At 51.4% G+C, this 26869-nt stretch carries 23 protein-coding genes; 10 read left to right on the forward strand and 13 right to left on the reverse strand.

All coding sequences use genetic code 11. The features are described from left to right. Positions 1-6 precede the first annotated feature (6 nt). From ACLPHM_RS12195 to ACLPHM_RS12220, 6 genes are all read right to left on the reverse strand, one after another. Positions 7-3108, reverse strand: a complete 3102-nt coding sequence (locus tag ACLPHM_RS12195; protein WP_430221505.1) for an efflux RND transporter permease subunit — start codon at positions 3106-3108, stop codon at positions 7-9. Next, positions 3105-6239, reverse strand: a complete 3135-nt coding sequence (locus ACLPHM_RS12200; RefSeq protein ID WP_430221506.1) for a multidrug efflux RND transporter permease subunit — start codon at positions 6237-6239, stop codon at positions 3105-3107. Before ACLPHM_RS12200 ends, ACLPHM_RS12195 begins: the two co-directional genes overlap by 4 nt. Next, positions 6236-7489: an efflux RND transporter periplasmic adaptor subunit gene (locus ACLPHM_RS12205; protein WP_430221507.1), complete on the reverse strand. Its 1254-nt coding sequence runs from the start codon at positions 7487-7489 to the stop codon at positions 6236-6238. Before ACLPHM_RS12205 ends, ACLPHM_RS12200 begins: the two co-directional genes overlap by 4 nt. Positions 7490-7662: 173 nt before the next feature. Further along, on the reverse strand, positions 7663-8418 hold the full coding sequence (gene zapD, locus ACLPHM_RS12210) for a cell division protein ZapD (RefSeq protein WP_430221508.1): 756 nt from the start codon (positions 8416-8418) through the stop codon (positions 7663-7665). Positions 8419-8463: 45 nt separating this feature from the next. Beyond that, complete coding sequence (gene coaE, locus ACLPHM_RS12215) at positions 8464-9063, reverse strand: dephospho-CoA kinase (RefSeq protein WP_430221509.1); 600 nt, start codon at positions 9061-9063, stop codon at positions 8464-8466. Between the two features lie 13 nt (positions 9064-9076). Beyond that, on the reverse strand, positions 9077-9841 hold the full coding sequence (locus ACLPHM_RS12220) for a prepilin peptidase (RefSeq protein WP_430221510.1): 765 nt from the start codon (positions 9839-9841) through the stop codon (positions 9077-9079). Between the two features lie 74 nt (positions 9842-9915). Between ACLPHM_RS12220 and ACLPHM_RS12225 the strand changes: the two genes are divergently transcribed. Beyond that, positions 9916-10566 (forward strand): hypothetical protein, encoded by a 651-nt coding sequence (locus ACLPHM_RS12225; RefSeq protein WP_430221511.1) that lies wholly within the window; start codon positions 9916-9918, stop codon positions 10564-10566. Here the strand turns inward: ACLPHM_RS12225 and ACLPHM_RS12230 are convergent. From ACLPHM_RS12230 to amaB, 3 genes are all read right to left on the reverse strand, one after another. Continuing rightward, positions 10517-10864 (reverse strand): response regulator transcription factor, encoded by a 348-nt coding sequence (locus ACLPHM_RS12230; RefSeq protein WP_430221512.1) that lies wholly within the window; start codon positions 10862-10864, stop codon positions 10517-10519. The two genes, ACLPHM_RS12225 and ACLPHM_RS12230, sit on opposite strands and share 50 nt — an antisense overlap. A 183-nt stretch (positions 10865-11047) precedes the next feature. After that, a complete protein-coding gene (locus ACLPHM_RS12235; protein ID WP_430221513.1) occupies positions 11048-11461 on the reverse strand; it encodes a YidB family protein in 414 nt (137 codons plus the stop codon). A 670-nt stretch (positions 11462-12131) separates the two neighbouring features. Then, positions 12132-13631, reverse strand: coding sequence for an L-piperidine-6-carboxylate dehydrogenase (gene amaB / locus ACLPHM_RS12240; protein WP_430221514.1), 1500 nt, complete (start codon positions 13629-13631; stop codon positions 12132-12134). A 196-nt stretch (positions 13632-13827) separates the two neighbouring features. On the opposite strand from amaB, the gene ACLPHM_RS12245 reads away from it, so the two are divergent. From ACLPHM_RS12245 to ACLPHM_RS12285, 9 genes are all read left to right on the forward strand, one after another. Next, positions 13828-15009: an NAD(P)/FAD-dependent oxidoreductase gene (locus tag ACLPHM_RS12245; RefSeq protein WP_430221515.1), complete on the forward strand. Its 1182-nt coding sequence runs from the start codon at positions 13828-13830 to the stop codon at positions 15007-15009. 62 nt (positions 15010-15071) lie between these two features. Continuing rightward, positions 15072-16193, forward strand: coding sequence for a branched-chain amino acid ABC transporter substrate-binding protein (locus ACLPHM_RS12250; protein ID WP_430221516.1), 1122 nt, complete (start codon positions 15072-15074; stop codon positions 16191-16193). Positions 16194-16253: 60 nt separating this feature from the next. Next, a complete protein-coding gene (locus ACLPHM_RS12255) occupies positions 16254-17171 on the forward strand; it encodes an ABC transporter permease subunit (RefSeq protein ID WP_430221517.1) in 918 nt (305 codons plus the stop codon). A gap of 315 nt (positions 17172-17486) precedes the next feature. Next, positions 17487-18668, forward strand: a complete 1182-nt coding sequence (gene livM / locus ACLPHM_RS12260; RefSeq protein ID WP_430222018.1) for a high-affinity branched-chain amino acid ABC transporter permease LivM — start codon at positions 17487-17489, stop codon at positions 18666-18668. Further along, positions 18661-19488: an ABC transporter ATP-binding protein gene (locus ACLPHM_RS12265; RefSeq protein ID WP_430221518.1), complete on the forward strand. Its 828-nt coding sequence runs from the start codon at positions 18661-18663 to the stop codon at positions 19486-19488. The genes livM and ACLPHM_RS12265 overlap by 8 nt, the downstream gene beginning before the upstream one ends. Further along, positions 19485-20210 carry an ABC transporter ATP-binding protein gene (locus ACLPHM_RS12270; protein WP_430221519.1) on the forward strand — a complete coding sequence of 242 codons (726 nt, stop codon included), beginning with the start codon at positions 19485-19487 and terminating at the stop codon, positions 20208-20210. The genes ACLPHM_RS12265 and ACLPHM_RS12270 overlap by 4 nt, the downstream gene beginning before the upstream one ends. 39 nt (positions 20211-20249) lie before the next feature. Beyond that, entirely contained in the window at positions 20250-20840 is a 591-nt protein-coding gene (locus tag ACLPHM_RS12275) for a helix-turn-helix domain-containing protein (protein ID WP_430221520.1), read from the forward strand. A gap of 43 nt (positions 20841-20883) precedes the next feature. After that, positions 20884-21786: a delta(1)-pyrroline-2-carboxylate reductase family protein gene (locus ACLPHM_RS12280; protein WP_430221521.1), complete on the forward strand. Its 903-nt coding sequence runs from the start codon at positions 20884-20886 to the stop codon at positions 21784-21786. A gap of 108 nt (positions 21787-21894) precedes the next feature. After that, positions 21895-22632 (forward strand): flagellar brake protein, encoded by a 738-nt coding sequence (locus tag ACLPHM_RS12285; RefSeq protein ID WP_430221522.1) that lies wholly within the window; start codon positions 21895-21897, stop codon positions 22630-22632. Here the strand turns inward: ACLPHM_RS12285 and ACLPHM_RS12290 are convergent. From ACLPHM_RS12290 to ACLPHM_RS12305, 4 genes are all read right to left on the reverse strand, one after another. Then, a complete protein-coding gene (locus tag ACLPHM_RS12290; protein WP_430221523.1) occupies positions 22604-23053 on the reverse strand; it encodes a DUF1850 domain-containing protein in 450 nt (149 codons plus the stop codon). The two genes, ACLPHM_RS12285 and ACLPHM_RS12290, sit on opposite strands and share 29 nt — an antisense overlap. Next, positions 23053-25065, reverse strand: coding sequence for a TRAP transporter permease (locus ACLPHM_RS12295; protein WP_430221524.1), 2013 nt, complete (start codon positions 25063-25065; stop codon positions 23053-23055). Before ACLPHM_RS12295 ends, ACLPHM_RS12290 begins: the two co-directional genes overlap by 1 nt. 102 nt (positions 25066-25167) lie before the next feature. Continuing rightward, on the reverse strand, positions 25168-26127 hold the full coding sequence (locus ACLPHM_RS12300) for a TAXI family TRAP transporter solute-binding subunit (RefSeq protein ID WP_430221525.1): 960 nt from the start codon (positions 26125-26127) through the stop codon (positions 25168-25170). Positions 26128-26339: 212 nt separating this feature from the next. Then, positions 26340-26867, reverse strand: a complete 528-nt coding sequence (locus tag ACLPHM_RS12305) for a hypothetical protein (RefSeq protein ID WP_430221526.1) — start codon at positions 26865-26867, stop codon at positions 26340-26342. Positions 26868-26869 lie beyond the last annotated feature (2 nt).

The following is a 26869-nucleotide window of genomic DNA, read 5'->3' on the forward strand; positions in this document are numbered from 1 at the left end:
GAAAAATTAGGCAGCATGGTTAGACAAGCGTTCACGACGCTTAGCAAGATAACGTTGACGGAAACGATCCAAATACAAGTACACCACCGGCGTAGTATAGAGGGTGAGCACTTGGCTTAATAACAGCCCACCTACAATAGTCAAACCCAACGGTTGACGCATTTCCACACCTGCCCCGGTAGCAACAATAAGCGGTACAGCACCCAAAATAGCAGAAATGGTGGTCATCATGATGGGCCTGAAACGTATCAAGCAGGCTTGGTAAATAGCCTCCTCAGGCGGTAGGCCATCACGACGCTCGGCAATCAGCGCATAGTCCACCATCATAATGGCGTTTTTCTTCACAATACCGATCAGCAAAAACACCCCAATTAAGGCAATCACCGAGAAGTCTTCTTTCATCACCATCAAGGCCAACAACGCCCCAATCCCTGCTGACGGTAAGGTAGACAGAATGGTGATGGGATGAATATAACTTTCGTACAGCATGCCCAACACGATGTACATGGTGGCCAGCGCAGCGAGGATTAGCCATGGTTGCTGCGCCAGCGAGTCTTGCATCAACTTCGCTGTACCGCCAAACCCCGTTTGAATTTGATTGGTAGGCAAACTGATTTCAGCCAAGGCTTTTTCTATCGCATTCACCCCTTGTTCCAACGACACCCCATCGGATAAGGCAAAAGAAATACTCTCAGAAACAAACAAACCTTCGTGATTCACACTTAACGGCGCAGAGCTTGGCACAAAATCCGTAAAGGTGGAGAGCGGTACACGACTACCGTCTTTGCTGATGACCTCTACCTGCTTCAGCGACTCTACATCTTGAGCAAAACGTTCTTCTACGCCCAAGACGATGTTGTACTGATTCAAGCGACCATACACCACCGACACTTGCCGTTGGCTAAACGAGTTATTTAAGGTGGCGGCCACTAACGCCATGTCTATACCTAGACTTGTGGCTTTCTCGCGGTCAATTTGCATTTCCACGCGCCAGCCAGGCTCTTCAGAGTCTGCCTCTACATCGGTAAGCTCTGGCAAAGCTGCCATTGCGCGCCGTACTTTGGGCATCCACTCTTTAAGCAGCGTCAAATCACTGCCAAGTAAACTGTACTGGTACGCACCAGCACGCCCTGCGCCCCCTACAAAGATGTCTTGCTGAGGGGTCAAGAACATACGCGCACCGGGCTCAGACTGTAATTGCTCACGTAATCGGGCTACTACCGTATTCGCGTTGGCATCACGCTCACCTAATGGTTTAAGTTCTATCAGAATCGTAGAGCTGGTGCTGGCCCCTTGGCCACCCGCAAATACCGCTACACTTTGCACAGCGGGGTCATCCATCAAGACTGTTCTAAATTTGTTCAGCTTGGGCAGCATGCCTTGGAATGACGTGCCTTTGTCTACCCTAAAAAAGCCCATTAACTGGCCGGTATCTTGCTGTGGGAACAAGCCTTTGGGGATCACCGCAAACAAATAACCATTCAGCATAATAGCCAAAAACAATGACAGCAGTGTCAAACGCTTATGCCGTAACGCCCATGCCAAACTACGTTGATACCCCACCGCAAATACATGGCCTATGTGCCCCAATAATCGGCTCACACCTTGGAACATCGGTTTGGACTTAGGGGTTTCTGGCAACAATCTCGCCGCCATCATGGGCGTTAACATGAGCGAAATCAGCAACGAGAAAAAGATGGCCACCGATAAGGTCACAGCAAACTCTTTAAAGAGCTGCCCCACCAACCCACCTACCAACCACAAGGGAATAAACACCGCCACCAAAGAAATACTCATGGCCAGCACGGTAAACCCGACTTCGCGTACGCCACGTATGGCCGCCCTAAACGGTTTGACACCGCGCTCCACATGACGCATCACACTTTCTAGTACCACGATGGCATCGTCCACCACAAAACCCGTGGAAATAATCAATGCCATCAACGAAATGGTGTTTAGCGAGAAGCCAAAAAAGTACACCAGTGAAAACGCGCTCAATAGCGACGCTGGTACAGCAATAGCTGGGATTAAGGCTGCACGCCAATCTCGTAAAAACGCCAGCACCACCAGTACCACCAACACCATGGCAATGATCAAGGTTTTACGCGCTTCGTCTAATGAGGCACGAATACTTGGCGTACGATCTTGTGCCACTGACAAATGCACGTCAGCAGGCATCATGGCTTCAAAGTCAGGCAACTTATCTCGAATGGCATCTACCGTTTCAATGATATTGGCATCCGCTTGTCGTCGAACCACCAGCAACACCGCAGGCTTATCGTTAGAGAAACCCGCGCTGTATAAGGTTTCAGTGCTGTCTTCTACTAGCGCTACATCGCTTAAACGTATGGGTGTACCATCGCGCCATGCCACGATCAGAGGTCTAAACTGCTTGGCACGGTTCATCTGCGCGCCCGAGTTCACATACCACTGGTGTTCGCTATTTTCTAAATAGCCGTTAGGGCCAATAGCATTTTCTCGTGATAACGCACTGCGTATTTCATCCAGCGACACCCCCATGCTGCTGAGCAAACGTGGGTTCAAACTAATGCGCACAGCAGGCAATGACGCACCGCCTACCGATACCTCGCCCACCCCTTTTACCTGCGCAAGCTTTTGCGCCACGATAGTCGTGGCTAAGTCGTACAGTTCAGCCGGGGTCGCAATAGGAGAGGTCATCGCTAACACCATCACCGGCATAGACGACGGGTTCACCTTGTAATACGACGGAGGATCACGCATACCCGATGGCAGCATTGGTCGGGCTTGGTTAATCGCTGCCTGCACCTCACGTGCTGCGTTGTTCACATCTTGGTTGAGATCGAACATTAAGGTGATACGCGTAGAACCCTCTGAGCTGCGTGATGTCATTTCCACCAGCCCTGAAATCGCACCCAAGGATTGCTCTAATGGCATTGCCACACTGGAGGACATGGTTTCAGGGCTAGCGCCAGACAACCGTGCCTCTACCGAGATCATGGGGAAATCCATCTCAGGCAACGGTGCAACCGGCAGCATCAAGAGCGATAACACCCCAGCCCCTACCATGGCCAAACACACCAAGGTGGTGGCGACCGGGCGCACAATAAAGAGGGTTAGCCACCTCATGCGCTAACCTCGCTCCCTGTCGCTCGTGCCGCTTTCCAGCGCGTGGATAATCTATCGAAAAACAGATAAATCACCGGTGTGGTGAAGAGCGTAAGCACTTGGCTGCACAACAAGCCCCCTACCATCACCAGCCCTAAAGGTTGACGCATCTCTGCCCCCGAACCGGATGCGAACATCAGAGGCAAGGCACCAAACAGCGCTGCCAAGGTAGTCATCAAGATAGGACGGAAACGCAGTAAGGCGGCTTGGTGAATGGCCTCTTGTGCCGACAAGCCCTCTTCGCGCTGTGCGACCAAGGCAAAGTCGATCATCATGATGGCGTTTTTCTTCACGATACCGATCAGCAAAATAATGCCAATCACCCCTATCATGTCTAGATCACGTCCTGCCAACAACAAGGCTGCCAACGCACCAATCGTGGCAGACGGCAAGGTAGACAGAATGGTGATGGGGTGTATGTAACTTTCGTACAAAATACCCAGCACGATGTACATGGTGACCACTGCCGCCAGCATCAACCACAAGGTACTGGACAAGGAGGCTTCAAAAGCTCTGGCGGCCCCCAAGAAGCGCAGTTCTACAGAGTCAGGTAAACCTATGTCTGAACGGGTTGCTTGGATCTCGGCCACTGCCTCTGATAACGACGCACCGTCAGCCAAACTAAAAGACACGTTGGCTGATGGGAACTGATCCAGCCTTTCTATACTCAGCATCATGGGAGCAATACGCCAACTGGCCACGGTACTTAACGGTACGGTCGTGCCGCTGCTGGTAGGTATATGCAAATTGGCGACGTTTTCGGGGTACTCTCTGAAGCCTTCAGCCACTTCCAACACGACACGGTACTGTGCAGACTGCGTGTAAATGGTAGAAATTTGTCGCTGCCCAAAAGCGTCGTACAACACATCATCCAACGTGGATTTTGTCACCCCTAGCCGGGCTGCTGTGTCTCGGTCTACATCCAGCATCAACTGCTGGCCGCCTGGCTGCTGGTCGGTGGCCACCGACGCAATGGCTGGCAATGCCGCTAATGCGTCTTCCCACAACGGCAACCACGTTTCCAAGACCCGTTTATCGGGGTCAGACAAGGCCATCTGATACGGATTACGAGCCACCTGATCGTCTACCGTTAACTCTTGCACCGTTTGTATGTACACCTGCAAACCAGGTAGTTGTGCCACCGCCTCTTCCAGCTGTTTACCGATGGTGATGGCATCTTGCGAACGCTCACTTTGAGGCAGCAAACTGATCTGCATACGCCCTGTGTTCAGCGTTGCATTGTTGCCGTCCACCCCGATGAAGGTAGTCACGCTTTCTACGTCTGGGTGACGCAAAATTTCTTCGGCCGCCTGTGTTTGCAGGCTAGACATTGCTTGGAAGGATGCACGCTGTGGCCCTTCGGTAATGGCCTGCAACATGCCAGTATCTTGCGCAGGGAAAAAGCCCTTAGGCACAACCATATACAGTAAGGCGGTTAATACCATGGTGCCCACAGCTACCCATAATGTGAGCACTTGGTGGCGCAATACCCATTTCAAGCCATCGTCATAGCGCTGAATCATCACATCGGTTTTATGACCCAACCACGCTACGATGCGCTGGTAAAACCGCTGAGGTTTCTCTGCATCCGATGGATTAGCAGGCTCATCACTATGCGCACGCAACAAACGGGCACACATCATGGGAGTCAGCGTGAGCGAAATCACAAGAGACAACAAAATCGCTACAGCTAACGTGAGCGCAAACTCGCGGAACAAACGTCCAATCACATCACTCATAAACAGTAATGGGATCAACACGGCAATCAACGAGAAGGTTAACGATAACAGTGTGAAACCAATTTGTTTCGCGCCTTTTAATGCCGCCGCCAACGGCTTTTCTCCCTGCTCTATGTAGCGGGCGATGTTTTCGATCATGACGATGGCATCGTCCACCACAAAACCCGTGGCGATGGTCAGTGCCATCAGGGTCAGGTTATTCACACTGAACCCCATCAAGAACATGATGCCAAACGTACCTGCCAGCGACAAAGGCACCACCACACCGGGGATAAAGGTCGCCGTCCATGTACGTAAAAACACAAAGGTCACCAACACCACCAGCACAATCGCCAGCAACATCTCTTGCTGCACATGTGACACCGAGTCACGAATAGTGCGAGTACGATCCGCCGCAACCACTACGTCTACACCTGCAGGCATCGCCTGCTGCAAACTGGGTAATAGTTCGGTGATTTTATCTACCACTTCAATTACGTTTGCGCCAGGCTGACGCTGCACATTCAGCAAAATAGCAGGAGTGCTACCAAACCATGCTGATTGGCGCGCATCTTCAGCCGCATGCACCACGGTCGCCACATCGCCTAAGCGTAGGGCTGAGCCATTTTCATAACGCAGGATGAGGTTCTCGTAATCCTCTACGGACTGTAATTGCTCATTGGCACTAATAGAGGTAGAGCGCACAGGGCCATTTAAGGTCCCTTTAGGCTGATTTACGTTGGCAGCCACCACCGTTTGACGCACATTACTTAACGTTAATTGCTGTGCTGCCAAGGCTTCGGGGTTCACTTGTATGCGTACAGCGGGGCGTTGACCACCCGCAATACTCACCAAGCCCACACCCGTAATTTGCGAAAGCCTCTGTGCCACACGCAGATCAATCAGATCTCGCACGTCCGTGAGTGGCAGCGTAGGCGACATAATTGCCAAGCTAATCACGGGGGTATCGGCCGGGTTCACCTTGTTATAGATAGGTGGCGAAGGCAAGTCGGACGGTAAGGTATTAGAAGCCGCATTAATCGCCGCTTGCACCTCTTGCTCGGCCACGTCCAACGACAAACCCAAATCAAACTGCAAAGTAATACGTGACGCACCGCCCGAGCTGGACGAGGTCATTTGCGACAACCCCGACATTTGTCCAAACTGCCGCTCTAAGGGTGACGTCACCAATGCCGTCATCACATCAGGGCTAGCACCGGGGTATAAGGTCACCACCTGAATGGTGGGGTAATCTACCTGCGGCAGTGCTGCCACCGGCAACCACCGGTAGCCTAACAGCCCAGCCCCTAACAAGGCCAACATCGCCAGTGTGGTTGCCACTGGCCTTAAGATGAACTGGCGTGAGAAGTTCACTGTATCTTGCCCTCTGGCGCAATCAATTCCACTTCAGAACCTTCTCGCAAACGGTCCATCCCTTCGGTGACCACTTGCTCGCCTATTTCCAGCCCATTAAGGATGACGGTATCTACATCGTTGCTCACCCCCGTTTGCACGGCGCGAACAGCCACTTTGTTCTCGGCATTAACAACGTATACGTAGTCACCGATAGAACCGGTCTGCACAGCACGCGCAGGAACAATCACGCCATCTTCCTGACCCAGCAACACATTCACATTCACGAACTGATTGGGGAAAAGCTTATGGTCTTCGTTATCAAACCGGGCTTTGATGCGCACTGTACCCGTATTGACATCTATCTGGTTATCAATCGCCATCAACTCGCCAGAGGCCAGCAACTCGCCATTACGGTTACTGACCGTCACCGACACCATACTGGGGTAAGACGCACGCGTAGCGGTAACGATTTTCTCACCGTTTTCTAACACGGTATTGGCAAGTAACTCATGCTCGTGTACGGCTTCCTGTACACGCTGCAAGTCTTGTTGAGGCAATGAAAAATGCGTCGCAATAGGTTGGGTTTGGGTAATCACCACCAACCCCTCTGTGCTGCCTGCTGAGATCAAGTTACCTTTATCCACCGTACGCAAGCCCAAACGGCCACTTAACGGTGCAGTGATGCGGGTGTAATCCAATTGCAGTTGAGCTTCATCCACACCTGCTTTGGCTGCTTGTACAGCACCTTGTAATTGCTGAACCGACGCTTCTTGATTTTGCAGTTGCTGTAATGAAATAGAGTCTTGCTTGGACAAGCGTTTGTAACGGTCCAAATCTAACCTAGCCAAACGCAATTGCGCTTCATTTTGCACCAGTTGTGCTTTGGCTTGGTCTAAACGTATTTGATAGGCTCGTGGATCTATTTGTGCCAACAGCTCACCTTCTTTTATCCACTGACCATCTTCAAAGGCGATGTCTATCAGCTCGCCCTCTACACGGCTACGTACCGTCACCACGTTAAAGGCTTGTACTGTACCTATAGCTGGAACGAGTACCGGAAGCTGTCCAAAATGTGCTTGTGCCGCACGCACCGGTACTTTTGCCCCCATCATCATGCCCATCATGCCTGGACGGCCTTTAGGGGCATTCTGCCCACCCGCTGTTCGACTAGATTGCCACCAATAAACGGCCCCTATCACAATCAGAATCAGCAAGCACCACCATATCACCCGTGCACGGGATTTTGAGCGGGATGCAGAATTGGTCATTCACTGCTCTCCAACAAGCAAAGCTATTTTTATTTAAGTAAGGGGCTATGCGCCCCAAGTTATTGTGTAGCGTGTGCAGGAGCCTGATGTCACTATTGCAACAAGCCCTAGCCCACCTTGTGACTCACTGTAACGAAATAAGTTCCATTCTCAGTAGAGAAAGTGCCAGATTGTTAACCTATATTGCAGCGAGCCAGTTTGAAATGTATGTCGCGCGTTAATGGAACGGGCTTATTTGTGGTGTCTTGCAAGGCAAAACGCACCCACAGCACATACTTATTGGCACTCATTTCAGGAAACACTCCCGCAGCTTCATCCACCCAGACGCGTAACAACTGGAACGATTTGCCACCCAACATTTCCTGATAGTTTCCTTCGTGGGCCGTATGTTCAAGCACATCGCCTGCATCACGCAACAAGCGCAATACCAGCATCAAGGCAGCATGCATGGGTTGAAAGGCTTCCGACCACGATTGCAGATCGGCGCGGCGTTGCGCCACGGGCCTAGACTGCCACGCGTAATAAGAGGGAATATCTACCTGCGAGCAACCACCGGGCACCGACAATCGACCACGCAAACTGCCTAGCCAATCATTCTCTTTCAGGTTTTGCCCTAAACGCCCTTGGGCCGCCAACGGCGCTGTGACTTCTTGTAATTCATTTAACATGGTGTCCAGCAGTTTGCTGGACACACCCGGATGCTCACGCAACGCGGATAAGGCCAGACGCTGGCGCTCAATATCCTGCAGAATCATTCCACGTAAATCTGAACGCTCACAAACATCCAGTATTTCGAACAGTGTAGTAACGGCTATCTGGTGCAAATGGGGATCGTCGCCCGCCATAAAGTAATGGAGACGATCAAACAGATATTCGACCCGCAGGAAGGCCCGTACACGTTCATTACAGGGATACTCGTAAAGAATCACGTGAAAAAAACCCTTAAATAGCTAAATAAAACGTACTTTTATGTGTCAACGCTGTTGCAACCACTGTTGGTGCAACTGCTCGGCCTGCTGACGAAGTGTGCTGAGAGTGGTCTTGCCATCGTTCACAATTACATCGTCGGCTACAGCCAATCGCTGCTCTCTGGTTGCCTGCGCACCCATGATACGCTCAATGACTTCATCCGTCAGCCCACTACGCTCACGCACCCGCTGTTTCTGGGTGAGCTCATCGCAGTCCACTACACAAATTCTGTCTACATGATTACGCCAACGGCCACGCTCTATTAACAGCGGAACCACCACCACTACATACAAACCGCCAGCAGACATGACCTGTCTTCGTGCTTCATCCCAAATCAATGGGTGCAGCAGCGCCTCTAATCGTTGACGCTCTGCCGGGTTGGCAAACACATGCTCGCGCATGCGTTGTCTATCCATGCCTTGTTCTGCCGTGATAAACGCAGAACCAAATTGTTCAGCAATTGCTGCGATGGCTGAGCCACCTGGCTGACACAGTTGATGGGCAACCAAGTCAGTATCCACAATGGTGGCACCCCACTCTTCCAGCAGTGTTGCCACCTGGCTTTTGCCTGACCCAATTCCACCTGTTAACCCAATTTTTAGCATAGGCTTTGCATCCTTAAAACCCGTACGGGGGAAAACCCACATGCAGGCCGGACTCCCATACATTGATCACACTATACGCTAGGCATAAGTATGGCCCAAATGCACATGCTCCGCGAGGTAAACAGCGTTTCTGCCAGCAGGCTTGTATGAACCAACACGCCACCGCAGCAATCAAAATCAGTAAAAAACCAGCATGGTAGTGCGGGCTTATGGCCCATAACCCCAAATACAGCTTGATATCACCTGCCCCAATAGGTGGCTTATGTATAAAAGGGAGGCAACATCTATAGCCTATATACAGTGCTACCACTAACCACCACACTGTACTTGCTGTAGTCAGAGCTACCGTAAACCACCCTTGTATCAACCACGGTAACACGATGAGTGTGATCGTTACAGCATCCGGCAATAACCGCGTATACAGATCGCACCACGCTAGAAATAATAATGCTAACGTCAGGCCGCCGTACCAAACCCCCATTCCCCACGAAAGCTGCCCAAGCATCATGCGCTGCGCTACAGCATGTAGATAAGCCATAGAGAGAAAAACGGCCAACCCTATAAAAAACACAGCACAACCTCTATGCCAATACGAGTGTGGCCAACGCGGTATACGCCACCACCCCCATGGGTTCATTAGCGTTTTTTGTGCGGCTCTAGATAAACTGCGGCAATTTGGTGTTGCACCCTGTTGCAAGATAAGGGCATACGATGTTGCCCAACCCTGCGCAAACGCCGTCAAAACTACCGCCACGATGCTACACAGCAAATACAGCATTGTTGGATTCCTTAATCGTGAACCGCTTTATAATGATTCTTTAATCCGCTCACTTACCTGCACAGGATGGCATTATGCGTGCTTCTACTACATCTGCTTTCCCAAGCCGTTCCCTACTTACTGGCCTAGCGCTGTGCGCGTTATTGGCAGGCTGTGCCAGCCAGTCCACGCCCCCTTCCTATCAAAGTGGTCGCGCTGATACTGAAAATGACGCGCAAAACTCTGCCCGGGCACAACATACCCACGCAGCGTCTCAGTTGCAGTTTGGTTTTGGTAAAGATGCCGTGGCAGAGCAACCTCGTACTGCTGACCAACAATTGATTGAAAGCCGTCAGGTACGTGAGTTGGTAGAGCCACGCACATTCTTGGGTACGATTTCGTGCTCCCCTACCGATACGCTATGCGTACCGTTGCGTACCACGTTAACAACCGCCCCTTCAGGTGTATGGCGTATGCGTATTGAAGCGGCTGACCGCTCTGCCCCAACACATGCCACCAGTGGTTGCTGGTATCAGGTAGGCAGCCAGCCTAATCGAATTATTTTGCAGTTAAGTAATGAGGCGACGTTGGCTGAGCTCAGTTTCTTGAACAATAACCAGATGAAAGTTCAGACGTTTAACCAACAACGCCCAACGCTAGAAACGTTACTGAGCCGCCAAGCTGATATTGATCCAATCAGCGAACTGGATGATCGTCCTGCTCCGCAATGTAATCGCGCTCAATAAGCGAGCTGGTTTGAGTTTGGCCTGAACCGTTGTAGGCGTCAGCATCCGGTTCGGCCAAGCTATAACGACTACGCATCCCCCGCGTAAAGACCAAATGTGCTAGCTCCATTGCACCGCGCACATTTAATTTGCTGTACATACTACCTCGATGAGCATCGACAGTACGCTGCGAAATTCCTAGTTTTGCTGCAATAGACTTGCTCGGCAATCCCTGTATGACCAATTTCATGACTTGAAGCTCACGCGCCGTTAAGCGCTGATTAAGCCATGTAGCGGTTTCTTGTAGTGGTGTCTGCATCACAAAGCCTCCAATGTGTGACAGCAGTAAAACTGCTGCCTAAAAAGCTGTTCCGCTTTAATTTAATGTAACAAATATTATCTATATTTATGTTTAGTTACAATATGACAGAATGATCCACTTAGCAAACCGCCCTCTTTCAACCCTACTTTGTGCGCAGGGTTGAAAGCACTGCTTTTCTTCTTAACGATCTTTCATCAGCATCGCGATAACGCTTTGCACATCCAACGATCCAGAGGGCTCTGAACCATTTCCTGAACTGGAAAATGCACCAATCAATGTAGGCAGCAGTTCAGTTAAATGCGACAGCACTTTGCTTTCGCTTAAGCCGCTGTCATCTGCCATCGTCGCTACGGCTTTATTGCCTAATACTTGCTCTAGCTGTCCCATGCTTACCGGCAACTTTTCACCGCTACTCATCCACGATGCCACTACCTTGGCTAATCCGCCCTGTTTGAATGTTTGAATCAAACCATTCAAGCCACCAGGAAACTTATTTACCAACGACACCAAGGCTGGAATCAAGCTGGCACGTTCTTGTTGTGCGGGATTTAATGCTGCGGATGCAACGGACATCAAAGAGTTTAGAAAGCTCACGGTTTACACCTCGTTATTTGCTTCTTTTACGTAAGGATTCTCCATTGTGCCGCGCTTTCAGACGCTAGAGAAAAAACAAATGCAAACAAAAAATACCCCCACGCTGCCTTGCTATGCAAGGCGCTGCCCCCCGAGGGGGCTTTACGGTCTTGGGGCGGCCCTGCGACCTTCAATACCCCCACACTATCTTGCTACACAAAACGCTACTCCCCGAGGGAGCTTGACGGTCTTGGGACAGCCCGGCGACCTTCAATGCCCCCACCCTTTCTTGCTATACAAGACGCTACTCCCCGAGGGAGCTTGACGGTCTTGGGACAGCCCGGCGACCTTCAATGCCCCCACCCTTTCTTGCTATACAAGACGCTACTCCCCGAGGGAACTTTACGGTCTTGGGACAGTCCGGCGACCTTCAATGCCGCCACGCTATCTTGCTACACAAAACGCTACTCCCCGAGGGAGCTTGACGGCTTTGTGGTGACCTAGCGACTTAAAAATATCCACATGTCACACGGCTACAACAAGGCTCTGAACGACAACAAACCTCCGGCCTTGGAATGATTTCGTGACCTCCAAAACGCCCTCGCCACATCACTACATAGCACGCTCGTGCACAAAAAAGCGCTGCCTAAGCAGCGCTTTTTTACCCCTTCATCCTACTCATTCACTAGGACTAATCACCAAACTGAATACCCTGTGCCAGCGGCAATTCACGGGAGTAGTTGATGGTGTTTGTGGCACGACGCATATAGACTTTCCATGCATCGGAGCCAGATTCTCTGCCACCACCAGTCTCTTTTTCACCACCGAATGCGCCACCAATTTCTGCGCCCGATGTACCGATATTCACGTTAGCAATACCGCAGTCCGAACCATTAGCGGACAAGAAGTATTCGGCTTCGCGCAGGTCGTTACTGAAGATAGCCGATGACAAGCCTTGTGGCACATCGTTTTGCATGTCTACCGCTGTTTGGAAATCGGTATAACGCATGACATACAGAATAGGAGCGAATGTTTCGTGTTTCACCACGCTACTTTGCTCTGGCATTTCCACAATGGCAGGTTTCACATAGTAGCCATTAGGATATTTGTCTTGCAGCACACGTTCACCACCGTGTACGGTACCGCCCTGCTCACGCGCATTTTTCAGTGCGGTTTGCATGGCATCAAATGAGTCTTTATCGATCAATGGGCCTACCAATGTGCCTGTTTCCAATGGGCTACCAATAACCGCACTGTCGTATGCTTTACGCAAACGTTTCAGCAGATCATCGGCCACGCTTTCGTGCACGATCACTCGACGAGTGGTGGTGCAACGCTGACCGGCTGTACCAATAGCGCCAAATAAAATGCCGCGCATGGCCAAATTCAAGTCTGCGGATTCGCTCACGATAATGGCGTTATTGCCACCCAACTCCAGCAAAGAACGACCAAAACGAGCCGCTACGCGTGGACCAACTTCACGGCCCATACGTGTAGAACCTGTTGCCGATACCAGTGCCACATCGTGGTTGTCTACCAAGGCTTCGCCTACATCGCGTTCGCCAATCAGCACTTGGCTCAAGCCTTCTGGTGCATCACCAAAGCGTTTCAACGCACGCTCAAACAACGCTTGGCAAGCCAAGGCGGTTAGCGGTGTTTTCTCGGATGGTTTCCAGATCACGGCATTACCACACACCAATGCCAAGGTGGTATTCCATGACCACACAGCAACGGGGAAGTTAAAGGCAGAAATCACGCCTACTACGCCCAGCGGATGCCACGTTTCCATCATGCGGTGACCAGGACGCTCAGACGCGATAGTCAGACCATACAGTTGACGCGACAACCCTACGGCGAAGTCGCAGATATCAATCATTTCCTGCACTTCACCAGCGCCTTCGGCCAAGATCTTCCCGGCTTCAATGGACACCAGCTTGCCCAAGGTTTCTTTTTCCTCGCGCAGTACCTCACCAAACAAACGCACCAGCTCTCCTCGACGCGGTGCGGGTACAGCGCGCCATGCGGTGTAAGCCTGCTTGGCTTTGCGTACTGCTACAGCAACATCGGCCACGCTTTGCTGCGCGACACGAGCAATTTCTTGCCCATCCACAGGTGAAGAAACCGACAGCGATCCACCACGGATACTCGCTGCGTCCACACCCAGCTTTTCTAATAATTCTGCAGTTTGCATAGCAATTTCCATCCAATGAACAGGGGACAAAGTTCCGGCAACGAGCAGGTCACCGTATTTCTAATCAGAATATCATTTTTCGTATAGGAAAATTTATACTCAAAGGGAAAACACTAATAAAATATTTTCACAATTATGAAAATAATAGCATCACATAGCACAACCACTCGTATCCGATACCGGAGAATTGTTCATCATGGAAACCCAGCTGTTTGATGTCGTGATCGTAGGAGGCGCTGCTACCGGCAGTTCAGCCGCCTATTTCCTACTCTCCAACCCCGATTTTCAGGGTAAGGTGCTGGTGCTGGAGCAAGACCCTAGCTACCAACACTGCGCTACCACCTTGTCCGCAGCCTCTATACGACATCAGTTCTCCACCCCGGAAAACATCCGTATGTCCATGTTTGGTACGGAGTTTTTACGCCAGTTCAAACGCAACATGGATGTGGATGGCGATGCTGCCGACCCCGCATTCGTCGAAGGCGGTTACCTGTTTCTGGCCACCAATGATGGTGTGGAAACACTGCGCTCCAACCTGCAAGTTCAGCAAGCTGAAGGCGCCAACATTCACCTGTATGACGCACCAGACCTAGCGGCCAAATACCCGTGGATGAACACCAGTGATTTAGCCGCTGGCTCGTTAGGCCTTAGCGGCGAGGGCTGGCTAGACGCCTACGGCATGATGCAAGGCATGCGCCGCAAAGCCATCTCGCTAGGTGCCACCTATCGCTCGGCGCGTGTACAAAAACTGCTGCACCAAAATGGCCATATCACGGGCGTAGAACTGGATAACGGCGAGCAGATTCATGCCAAATTTGTGATTAACGCCGCCGGCACAGACGCTACCCGTTTGGCTCTGACAGCGGGCATTGATTTGCCGGTGCAATCCCACAAACGCAGCGTGTTTTACTTCACGTCCCCTGCTGCCGTACCAGGCTGCCCGATGGTGATTGATCCTACTGGTGCGTACTTCCGCCCTGAAGGCGAAGGTTTTATTGCAGGTATTGCGCCCGCCGCCGATCAAGACCCGCCTTGCACCGACTTTGATGTGCAGCACGAATTATTTGATGACCTGTTATGGCCGCTGTTGGCTGAACGTGTGCCCGGCTTTGAGGCGCTGCGTTTGGTACGTAGCTGGGCTGGTCATTACGACATGAACTTGTTGGACCAGAACTTGATTCTTGGCCCACACCCCCACATGCAGCACCTGCTTTTTGCCAATGGCTTAAGCGGGCACGGCATGCAACAAGCCCCTGCTGTAGGTAGAGCGCTTAGTGAATTGATTATTTATGGCCAATTCCGCTCTTTAGATCTCACTCGCTTAGGCTGGCAACGCATTTTAGAAAATCAGCCATTGATTGAGAAAAACGTCGTCTAACACTCCTTTTTGCCACCAGGCATAACGCAGCACAACTATTCCAATAATCAGGAGACAATGAAATGAAAAGGAAGTTTGCTTTTTCCATGATGGCCGCCACGCTTTGCTTGGCGCTTCCCTTCGCCGCATCTGCCGCCGAAACCGTAAAAATCGCCATTGCAGGCCCCTTCACCGGGGCAAACGCTGCATTTGGTGATCAGCTTTGGATTGGTGCTGTGGCTGCTGTTGAGCAAATCAACGCCAACGGCGGGGTTAACGGTAAACAATTAGAGCTAATAAAAGGTGACGATGCTTGCGAACCTAAGCAAGCCGTCGCCGTTGCCAACCGCTTGGTTGACCAAGAAAAAGTGGCCGGTGTAGTAGGCCACTTCTGCTCGTCTAGCCATATTCCCGCCACTGAAATCTACGACGAAGCCGACGTGCTTTCTATGGCATGCGGTGCGACCAACCCTGTCATCACCGAACGCGATATGCCTACCGTCACCCGCATTGTGGGTAGAGACGATCAACAAGCACTGGTGATCGGTGACTTCATTGTGAACGACCTCAAAGCCAAGCGCATTGCGGTGATTCACGATAAAGACACTTATGGTCGCGGCCTCGCTGACGCCACGCGTAAAGCAGTAGAAGCCTCGGGTGTAGAAGTTGCTGTGTTTGACGGTGTGAACCGTGGTGAGCGTGACTACAACGCGCTGGTCACACGTATGCGCAGTGCTGATGTAGACGCCGTATTTTTCGGTGGTTTACACGGTGAAGCCGGTACGTTGGTACGCCAAATGCGTGAGCAGGGCATGAAACAACCCTTCATTTCGGATGACGGTATTGTGGACCCAGCCTTCGTAACCGCTGCGGGCGGCCCACAGTACGCCACTGGTGTCTACATGACCTTCCCTCAAGACCCTCGCAACATGGATAGCAGTAAAGATGTGGTCGCCAAACTGACCGCAGAGGGTAAAAAATCCGATGGTTTCACGCTCTATGCCTACGCTGGCGTACAAGCCTTGGCCGCCGCATTGGCCGGAACCAACTCCACCAGCGGTACAGAGTTGGCTGACTGGATGAAAGCCAATCAGGTGCAAACCGTATTGGGCCCTAAGGCATGGGATAGCAAAGGTGACTTACAAGTTGCCAACTATGTCATGTACCAGTGGGATGACAACGGTGGATATGCCGAACTGAAGTAAACCGATTTCGCTTATCCCGGCGGGTAGCAACCGCTACCCGCCAACCTGGAGTTTGTGTCCATGGACATCTATATCTTTGGTCAACAGATCATCAACGGCCTGACCTTGGGCTCGGTGTATGGTCTTATCGCAGTCGGCTACACCATGGTGTACGGCATCATCGGCATGATTAACTTTGCCCATGGTGACATCTATATGGTGAGCGCCTATATCTCCGCCATTACCTTGGCCGTCATTTCTTTTTTCGGTATTCAATCTGTACCGTTCGCCCTACTCACTACCTTGATTGTGACCATGGCCATCACGGGGTTGTACGGCTGGTCTATTGAACGTACCGTTTATCGTCCACTGACAGGAACCACCAGACTAGCGCCGTTGATTACTGCCATTGGGGTGTCTCTGGTACTGCAAAACTACGTGCAACTTGCCCAAGGCCCTAATGTACAAGGCGTGCCTATTTTGATTTCTGGCAGCTTCCGTTTGGGCGACGACGACAACTTCATTCAAATTCGCTTGATGAACTTGATCATCATCGGGGTGAGCGTAGCAGCGATGGCTATCCTGACATGGATGATTCATGGCACCAGCCTGGGTCGCCAGTGCCGCGCTGTGCAACAAGACCGCAAAATGGCCACGATTTTGGGCATTAACAGTGCTCGCATCGTCTCCATGGTGTTTGTCATAGGCTCCGTCATGGCCGCAATTGCGGGTGTGCTGGTGACGTTGAGTTATGGCTCTTTTGACTTCTATGTGGGATTTATTATTGGCTTAAAAGCATTTAGTGCGGCGGTGCTGGGCGGAATTGGCTCATTACCTGGCGCCATGCTGGGCGGGTTATTGCTGGGCGTGCTGGAGTCCATTTTTGCTGGCTTCGTCAACAGTGACTACAAAGATGTGTTTGCGTTTAGCGTATTGGTGCTGGTGTTGATTTTCAAACCCAGTGGCCTGCTGGGACGCCCTGCTGTGGAAAAGGTGTAACCCATGCATACGACTTCCCATGCTCCCATTTCTTGGGGACACTCTATCAAGGACGCGGTCATCGCCGGCGTGGTGACCTTGATTCTGCTGGGCCCCATTACCAACTTGGTGTTGAATCAGTACGACTTCAAGTTTCTGCCCGAACGCACACCGCTACTGCTAAACGGCATTTACTTGGCACTGTTAGTCACCGTAGTGCGCTTTGGCGTGTCGGTCTTAGCACAACTGCCTGCAGGTAATCGCCTGCTACAACGCTTACAGCAAAAAAATGCCTCAGATGAGATCACGGTAGAGTCTACCTCCGCCCCCTCTGCCATTAAAAACTTGCGCGTGTTTGGCAGTTGCGTGCTGTTTGCACTGTTTGCTTGCTTTTTAGGTTGGCAAAAAGTGATTGCTGTAGGCGCGAGCTCCGCATTGGTATTGATCAGCTTATTTGTGCTGTTCGTGTTTGGCGTCAGTTTGCCTAAACCTCGCGGCCAGAAAAACGCCTGGAAAATCTACGTGCCTCTGCTGTTTCTGGCGGGCTTGAGCTTACCTATACTGTTGAACCTCACTGGCCTGCTGCCTAAGGTATGGATCAGTAACCTGACGCTGGCTCTGATTTACGTGCTGCTGGGGCTGGGCCTGAACATCGTTGTGGGTATGGCTGGTTTGCTGGATTTAGGTTTTGTGGGGTTTTATGCCGTCGGGGCATACCTACTGGCCTTGGGTGCACAGTACTTTGATTTCGGTTTTTGGACTGCACTGTTACTGGTACCCATCGTGGCAGGTACATGCGGCGCGCTGCTGGGCTTTCCCGTCTTGCGTATGCACGGTGACTATCTGGCGATCGTGACGCTAGGCTTTGGTGAAATCATCCGTTTGGTATTAACCAACTGGGCCGATGTCACTGGTGGCCCTAACGGTGCCGCTGCACCATCGCCCACCTTCTTTGGCATGGAGTTTGCACGTCGCAGTAGCAATGGCAATACGCCTTTCCATGAGTTTTTTGGACTGTCCTACAACGGCGATTACAAGTTCCTCTTTATTTACGTAGTCCTGTTTATAGTCGTCGCCATCACCCTGCGCTTTTTCAACCGCTTGCGCTACATGCCGTTGGGCAGATCGTGGGAAGCACTGCGCGAAGACGAGATTGCCTGCCGCTCACTGGGTATTAACCACGTCACCATCAAACTGTCGGCCTTTACCATTGGCGCCATTGCTGGCGGTATTGCGGGGGTGTTCTTTGCCACCTACCAAGGCTTTATCAACCCTACTTCCTTTAACTTCTTTGAGTCGGTGCTGATTTTGTCCATCGTGGTGTTGGGAGGCATGGGCTCTATGTTGGGTGTGGTAATTGCTGCGCTGGCTCTGACCTTATTACCTGAGCTGCTACGTGACCTCGCTGACTACCGTATTTTGATGTTTGGTGTACTGATGATTCTGATGATGATCTGGCGTCCACATGGATTAATTCGTGCCAAACGCCCCGCTTTTGCCGGAGGCAAACATGACTAATGCCAACGATCCCATCCTGACAGTACGTCAACTGACCCAACGTTTTGGCGGCATTATTGCCAACAACAACGTGAACTTTGATGTGCAGCGCCATTCTATTACTGCCCTGATCGGCCCCAATGGCGCGGGTAAAACCACGGTATTTAACTGCGTCACGGGTTTTTACCGTGCTAGCGAAGGCACCATCACCTTGCACAGAGAAGATGGCCGCAGCGCACAAGTGGCCAAACTGCTGACCCGCCCCCTAGTAGGTGGATCACACCAAGTCACTCGCGCTGGTATCGCCCGTACCTTTCAGAACATCCGCTTATTCCAAGACATGACAGTTTTGGAAAACCTGCTGGTTGCTCAACACCGCCACTTAGACGGTAACTTGTGGCGCGGCATGTGGGCGTCCAATCGTTTTGAAGAACGCGAACGCCAAGGCGTAGAAACCGCTATGCAATGGCTGGAACGCTTAAACATGGCGAACCAAGCTAACCGTTTGGCCGGTGAACTGCCTTATGGCTCGCAGCGCATTTTAGAAATCGCCCGCGCCATGTGCACCGAACCGTTGTTGATCTGCTTGGATGAGCCTGCTGCGGGCTTGAACCCTTCCGAGACCGATCACCTTGCCTCGTTGATACACCTGCTTCGCGATGAGTTCGGCGTTACCGTACTGCTGATTGAGCACGACATGGGGTTGGTGATGGATATTTCCAATCATATTGTGGTGCTGGACCACGGCGAGGTTATCGCCCAAGGTTGCCCAGACGACATACGTAACAACCCAAAAGTGATTGCCGCTTACTTAGGCACGGCCACAGAGGAGCAAGTATGAGCTCACCCCTATTGGATATTAGAAACGTATGTAATGGCTACGGTGCGATTCAAGTACTGCACGACGTATCGCTGCATGTGAACCGTGGCGAAATCGTGTGTTTGATTGGTGCTAACGGTGCTGGTAAAAGCACACTACTGATGAGTATTTTTGGGCTACCCAAAATTCGCAAAGGCGAGATTATTTTCAACGGTACCAATCTCGCGGCACTACCGCCGCACCATATTGCACGCCAAGGGCTGTCGCAAGTCCCTGAAGGACGTCGCATCTTCCCGTCAATGACGGTGGAAGAAAACCTGCTCATAGGCACACTACCTATAGGCATGGAGCACGCCGATTCCGACAAAGCGGATATGTTTGCTTTTTTCCCGCGCTTAAAAGAACGACGCAACCAACGTGCTGGCACGCTGTCTGGTGGTGAGCAACAAATGCTAGCCATGGCACGCTCGTTAATGGGTAGACCAGACATGATTCTGCTGGATGAACCTAGTCTGGGGTTGGCCCCACTGATCGTGGCGCAAATTTTCGACATACTGAAAGACATCACCTCGCTGGGGAAAACGATTTTCCTGGTCGAGCAAAATGCCTACCACGCGCTCAAGCTGTCTCGCCGTGGTTACGTGATGACCAATGGACAAATCACGCTGACAGGCTCTGGCGATGAGCTGCTAGCCAACCCTCAAGTGCGTGATGCGTACTTGGGAGGCGGTAAAAAACGCTAATGTTTTTTGCCTGACTGGCATCCTATAAGGAAAACTATCGTGACGTATTCAGATGTCCAAGCTTCGGTCTCTGCGTTAGCGGAACGCATACGCTCTTTGCGCCAGCACCACGGCTGGACACTGGAGCAAGCCAGCCGCGCTACCGGTGTAGCCTCGTCCAGTTTGTCGAAGATAGAAAACGGCTTAAGCTCACCCACCTACGATGTACTACTACGTCTAGCGCGGGGCTTTCAGGTTGATATAGCGGAGCTCTTCGCCCCGCCTCAAGAGCATATGGGGGCAGGGCGACGCACTATAGAACGAGCGGGCAATGGCGAACGGCATGACACCCCCATGTACGAACACCGCGTACTGTGCTCACAACTCGCGAATAAACTCATCATGCCGTTTATCTCGCGCATCAAAGCACACGATATTGATCCACAAGAAGGGTGGAGCCGACACGAAGGCGAGGAATTTGTGTACGTGCTTAGCGGCAGCATAGAGCTGCACACCGAGTTTTACCAACCAGTCACCCTGCATCAGGGCGACTGTTTTTATATAGATAGCCGCATGCTACACCGCGTCATCAACCACGGTAACGAAGGTGATGCAGAGGTGATGTGGATCAGCACTAAAGCAGAACTATAACGTTTGTCCACGAGACAAGCCCTACCCCTACACGGAGGAGACTATGCATCACCCTATTGCTGTTCTGGATGCAGAGGCCACTGCCCGCGCATTGCCTTACCCCGCACTCACAGACGCACTGGCACACGCTGCACAGGACTATCACCTAGGCCGCATTCATGCCCCTACTCGCCAAAGTGTGGACTACCCCAATGGGGCTACCTTGCTCTCCATGCCAGCAACTGCACGCGACATAGGCATACATAAACTGGTCAACATCATGCCCGACAATGCAACCGTCAATTTGGCCGTGATTCAAGGGTTGGTATGTGCTTACGATGGGGTAAATGGCCTGCCTCTGTTTGTCTTGGATGGCCCAACCGTTACGGCTAGACGTACTGCCGCCGTCTCCATGTTGGGCATACGACTGCTGTGGCAAAACCAATGCCGGCATGTCGCCATTTTGGGTTCTGGCGTGCAAGCTCAAGGTCATGCTCAAGCTCTGCATGCACTCTACCCAAACTGCCGTATCAGCATCGTTGCTCGCAACACCCAGAAAGCACGAGCACTGGAACAAGCTCTACCGCATATTCCCCTGCATGTTGCTAGCCATGTACCGGATGATGCCGATGTAGTTATTGGCACCACCAGCAGCTCAACCCCGGTGTACCACCACCCTGCCAGAGCCGACCGCTTACTCATAGGGATGGGCGCTTATCGTCATGATATGGCTGAGTTTGCCGCTGACACCGTACGTGCGAGCGCACACTATATAGACGACAAGACCTCTGGCCCACATGAGGCGGGGGATCTGATACAAGCGCAAGTAGATTGGGATCAGGTACAACCTATCGCCCTTGCTCAACAACAGGCCCCACATGCCTCACGCCCTTTGTTTTATAAAAGCATAGGTTGCGCCGCTTGGGATTTAGCTGCTGCTCGTTGCGCACGTCAGCACCTAAACTAGCCTATTGCCCTGCAAGTAGCGGCTTGTTCAAGCCTTAAAGCCCCCTGGTTAGTGTTAAGCTCCTCCACTTAGCGCTTTTATTTACTTTCTGCTGAATACTAACCAGCTATGTCTACTTCCCCTGCTACTGAGCACGATCCGCATCGGATCAGCTCCCGTTATGAAATGTTGCGTCTGCTACGACGCATGCTCGATGATGGTTTGCTCATTCAAATGCAGGGGCCACACCCTCATGTCTCCGTGGTAACCACCCTGCTGGACATTGATCTGGATGCTGAGCATTTACTCATTGACTGCGCGTCACACGATGCCATCAATCAACAGTTTCTGGAAGCGGGTGTTGCTGACTTTGAAACCAGCATCGATCACGTCAAAGTACAGTTCTCCACCGATCACATCACCCCCACCTATTTTGAGGGAAAACCGGCGCTGTGCTTAGCACTACCGGAATTCATGCGCCGTATTCAACGCCGTGAATTCTTCCGTGTGCCTGTGCCCGTATCTAACCCCGCCACCTGCGCGCTCATGCTCACCCAACCACCCGTGGTGTTCGATTTGTACGATATTAGTGTGGGTGGCGTGGCCTTACTGGACAAACACCGACGCGTGAATTTCCGTGTAGGCATGATGCTGCATGACTGTACCCTGCATCTACCCGACGTAGGCACCGTCACAGCGACTTTGCAGGTCACTCGTGAGCGCGAATTGCTGTTGCCTAGTGGCACACCTATACATCATATAGGCGCTGCATTTGTGAATTTGCAAGGCGCAGCCCAAAACCTAGTACAAAACTACACCAGTCGTTTAGAACGCCAGCTTATTGCGAAGGAACGCGGTCTGCAGTAACCGGGGGCACACACGCCCGTAGCAGCGTGATGCCGCCATCGGTTTCCAAGTAATGTTCTAAGCGTTGGCACTGTTGATCTATGCACAGATCGTAATCAGCGGTGTAGCCCGAACGGGTAAGCCGCAACGCTTGCACGGGGGCAGAGGCAGGTGTGTAGTGATACCAGCCATCTTTCAGATATGCATCTTCAGGCGGCTCCATGCCAGCCGCTGAACCTTTGACTCTAGCTTCTACTAACGTGATGTCTGCAATGTCTTCGGTAGAATCCGCAGGAATCAGCACGTAGTCTTCTTCCCAGCGTACTTTTTCAATGGAATGCTCCCACGCCAACGTAAAGCGTTGGGTAGGAACATAGCGGGGCACCGCTTCCGGTGCCCCAGCTAGTTGCAAACAAATGCCTACTACTGCACTTAAGGGCATTAGGCTGCCTTGTGCGTTACACCACGACTACGCATGTAGTGCCATACAAAGAACAGCGCTGTCATACCCCAGCCGATTTGGTCAGAAATAGGATCTGCCCAGACCAACATGGCTGCAGCGACAAACACATAGATGCGCTCCCAAATTTGCACTTTGGTTTTCATGAAACCTGTTGTCGCCACACCCCACAACACGATGGCAAATATGGCTTTAGCCACCACATAAATCACCTCGATAGGGCTAGTGTAATCTTGCAGCATCAACGCTGGGCTATACACCGCCATGTACGGCACGATGAAGCCAGCAATCGCCACTCGCAGCGCTTGTATACTGATTTTCAACCCTGAGGTTTTAGCTATAGGCGCTGCTGCAAAAGCCGCCAACGCTACCGGTGGTGTCAGATCGGCCATGATCCCGAAATAAAACACAAACATGTGCGAGACGATCAGTGGCACACCCAATTGCAGCAAGATAGGTGCTGCCAACGAGCTGGTAATAATGTAGTTAGGAATGGTAGGAATACCCATGCCTAATACCAAGCACGTAATCATGGTCAAGAACAAGGCTAACAGTAGGTTGTCTTTACCAATGGCAATCACTTGACCACCAAACTCTGCCGCCACACCGGTTAGGTTGATAATGCCGATAATCACCCCTACCAATGCACACGCGATCGCGACTGGCAACGCATGACGAGCACCATCTGCCAATGACTGTATGGAGTCTCGCAATACGTCTTTGCTATGGCGCTGTATCAGCAAGAAGGCGGCGAGCAAAGCAATGATCGCAAAGAAAGTGATCACGCCAAACTTCACAAAACCTGTACACGCCAATCCCAGCAGTATCCAAAAGACATAGCGCATCATCTTTTGGCTACAACCACTAATTGCCGCCGCACCATAAATCAGGATAACGGTTAAACCCAAGCCCACTGTTCCCGAAAATAGTGGCGTATAGCCTGAGAACAATAAGAACACCAGGCCAATCAATGGGATCAGCAAATACCAGTGAGTACGAATGGCTTTCCAGGGGTTTGGACATTCTTCTTTGGGTAAACCAAACAGCCCTTCTCTACCGGCCACCAAGTGCACGGTCCAGAACGCGGTGAAGAAGTACAAAATGGCCGGAATAATAGCCGCTTTGACGATATCCACATAAGGCACGTTAATGGTTTCGGCCATAATAAAGGCCACAGCCCCCATCACCGGTGGCATGATCTGCCCGCCCATACTAGACGTGGCCTCCACACCGCCCGCAAAGGCCGATGAATACCCAAAACGTTTCATCAACGGAATCGTGAACTGCCCCGTAGTCACTACGTTGGCCACACCAGAACCGTTAATCGTACCCATCAAACCTGAACTGACGACTGACACTTTAGCCGGGCCACCACGTGTGTGACCTACTGTACCCATAGCCAAATCGCTAAACAGCGTAATCATCCCCGCGCGTTCTAAGAACGAGCCAAACAAGATGAATAAGAAGATATAGGTAGAGGACACATAGGTAGGCGTGCCATAAATACCTTCAGTACCAAAACTCAAGGTACTGATGATTTGGTCAAAGCCATAGCCTCGGTGTGCAAAACTGCCTGGTAGAAATTCACCATACAAACCGTATAGCAAGAACAAACCACAAATGATAGGCAGTGCAATCCCCATCATGCGGCGTGTTGCTTCAAACACCAACGCAATGATCACAATCCCCACCACCATGTCTTCGGTCGTCATCTCGCCGGCTCTGGCCGTCAAATCAGACTCGAATACCCAGTGATAGAAACTGAATACAAAACCTGTTAAGCCCAGAATCCACCCCAATACGGGAATTTTTCTGCCAAAAAATGTAGGCATCAAGGTGAAAATCATCAACAGCACAAAGCCCACGTGTATGGCACGTACCACTTGGCTGGAAATAGGACTGAATGCAGCGGTATAGATCTGGAAAACAGAAAACAGTACCGCTACCCAAAAGATAGACCGTGGGAGCGCCCCCGCGGATTGATCGTGATCCATGCTCATATTGCCCATTACTCACATCAAAAAAAGCAGTGACTCCTGATAGTGATCAGAATCACTGCCTATACGCACTACCTAACCTATTAGGTCAGTAGCACATTACTGGATCACACCTTTTTCACGGTAATAGCGCTCAGCGCCAGGGTGTATAGGCACTGGCATGCCTTTAACCGCGTTTTCCAGTTTCATGTTCTTCACTGCATTGTGTGCGGCATACAGCGAATCGATGTTTTCGTATAACTGCTTGGTCATTTCGTAGGCCAAGTCGTCGGAGACCCCTGAGTGTGTCACTAAGAAGTTAGGAATAGCAGCAGTCGCCACATCGCCCTCTTGACCCGCATACGTACCAGCAGGAATCACAGCAGGCTGGTAGGCTTCACTGCCTACAGCTTCTACCACTTCCACTGGCACGGGTACCACAACGATATCTACCGATGTTGCCAAGTCACGAATGGACGATACGCCCAGCCCAGCAGATTGCAGAGTGGCATCCAACTGACGGTTTTTCATCAGTTCTACGGACTCACCAAACGGCAGATACTCTACCTTGCTGAAGTCGTCGTAACTCATACCGGCGGCTTTAAAGATAGCGCGAGCATTAAGCTCTGTACCGGAACGAGCAGCCCCTACAGAAATACGCTTGCCGCGCAAATCTTCTAGGCTATTAATGCCAGAGCCAGCATTGGCTACGATCTGGATGTAGTTGTTGTAGGTACCGGATAGACCGCGCAATTTGTCTAATTTACGGGTAAAGCCTGCTTCTTCGTTACCTTCCCATGCATCTGATACCGAGTCAGCCAACGCCATAGCGAGCTCACCACGCCCAGCTTGCAGCAAGTTCATGTTTTCAGCTGACGCTTTAGTGACTTGTGCTGTGGCTTTAACGTTAGGAATGGTCTGCGCATAAATCTGCGAAAGTGCTACCCCAATAGGGTAATACACCCCACTTTGTCCACCAGTGAGGATATTGATGAACTCTGCCTTTTGTGCTGTTGCTGCTCCGCCTACCAGTGTTGTTGCCACCAAGGCTGTCCCCATCAGCGTTTTGATAAAACGCATACGCCTACCTCCTGAATGTATTGTTGATATGACGTGGTCAGGTGTTGTACACCCATGACCAATAACCGTATAACAATGCCCATTTCAGGCTATCGCGACAAGAGGGATTTCCCGATACTGACATGCTTTTTTTGTGAGTATTTGATGCATATCAGTCGCAGACATGGCCGCCATTAAGGCGATGCCATGCCTGCTTTTATCAACTCGTAACGTTAGAAGTGCTCGTCTACGATCTGGTTAAACGCATCTTCTGCACTCAGCCCAGTACGCATCAGGCGAGTAATGTCTGCAGAATATTGCTGTATGCCGTCAGGGAGGAACTCACGGTGTGTACGGAAATAATTGTATTTTTCCACTTCTACAGGATCCGGCTCGGCACGAGACGCTACACGAGCACGAGATGTGCCGGAGCTACTGCGTGTGCCACTGCTGCTACTGCGGCGTGCCGGTGCTGCAGGTGCCACCAATGCCTGTTTAACCTGCTCCAAACTGAATACATCAGACAGGTTATCACTCACTTCGCCGTTCTCGTTCAATTGCATCAACAGGTTTTTGCTGTCAAATGCCATCTTGAAACCACGACTGTTGATGACCTGATAATTGGGGCGCTTTGCATGCCCGGGGAATTCAAACTGTACGCGATCGCCGTAAGACTCCATACGCTCAATCACGTCTTTCAAAAACTCTGGGGAAAGCGATTCCAGCTCGCCGTTCCAACGCGCTGTCCGTCGAGTAGCCAAAA

Source organism: Paenalcaligenes sp. Me131 (assembly GCF_050487225.1).
Taxonomy (GTDB): Bacteria; Pseudomonadota; Gammaproteobacteria; order Burkholderiales; family Burkholderiaceae_B; genus Paenalcaligenes.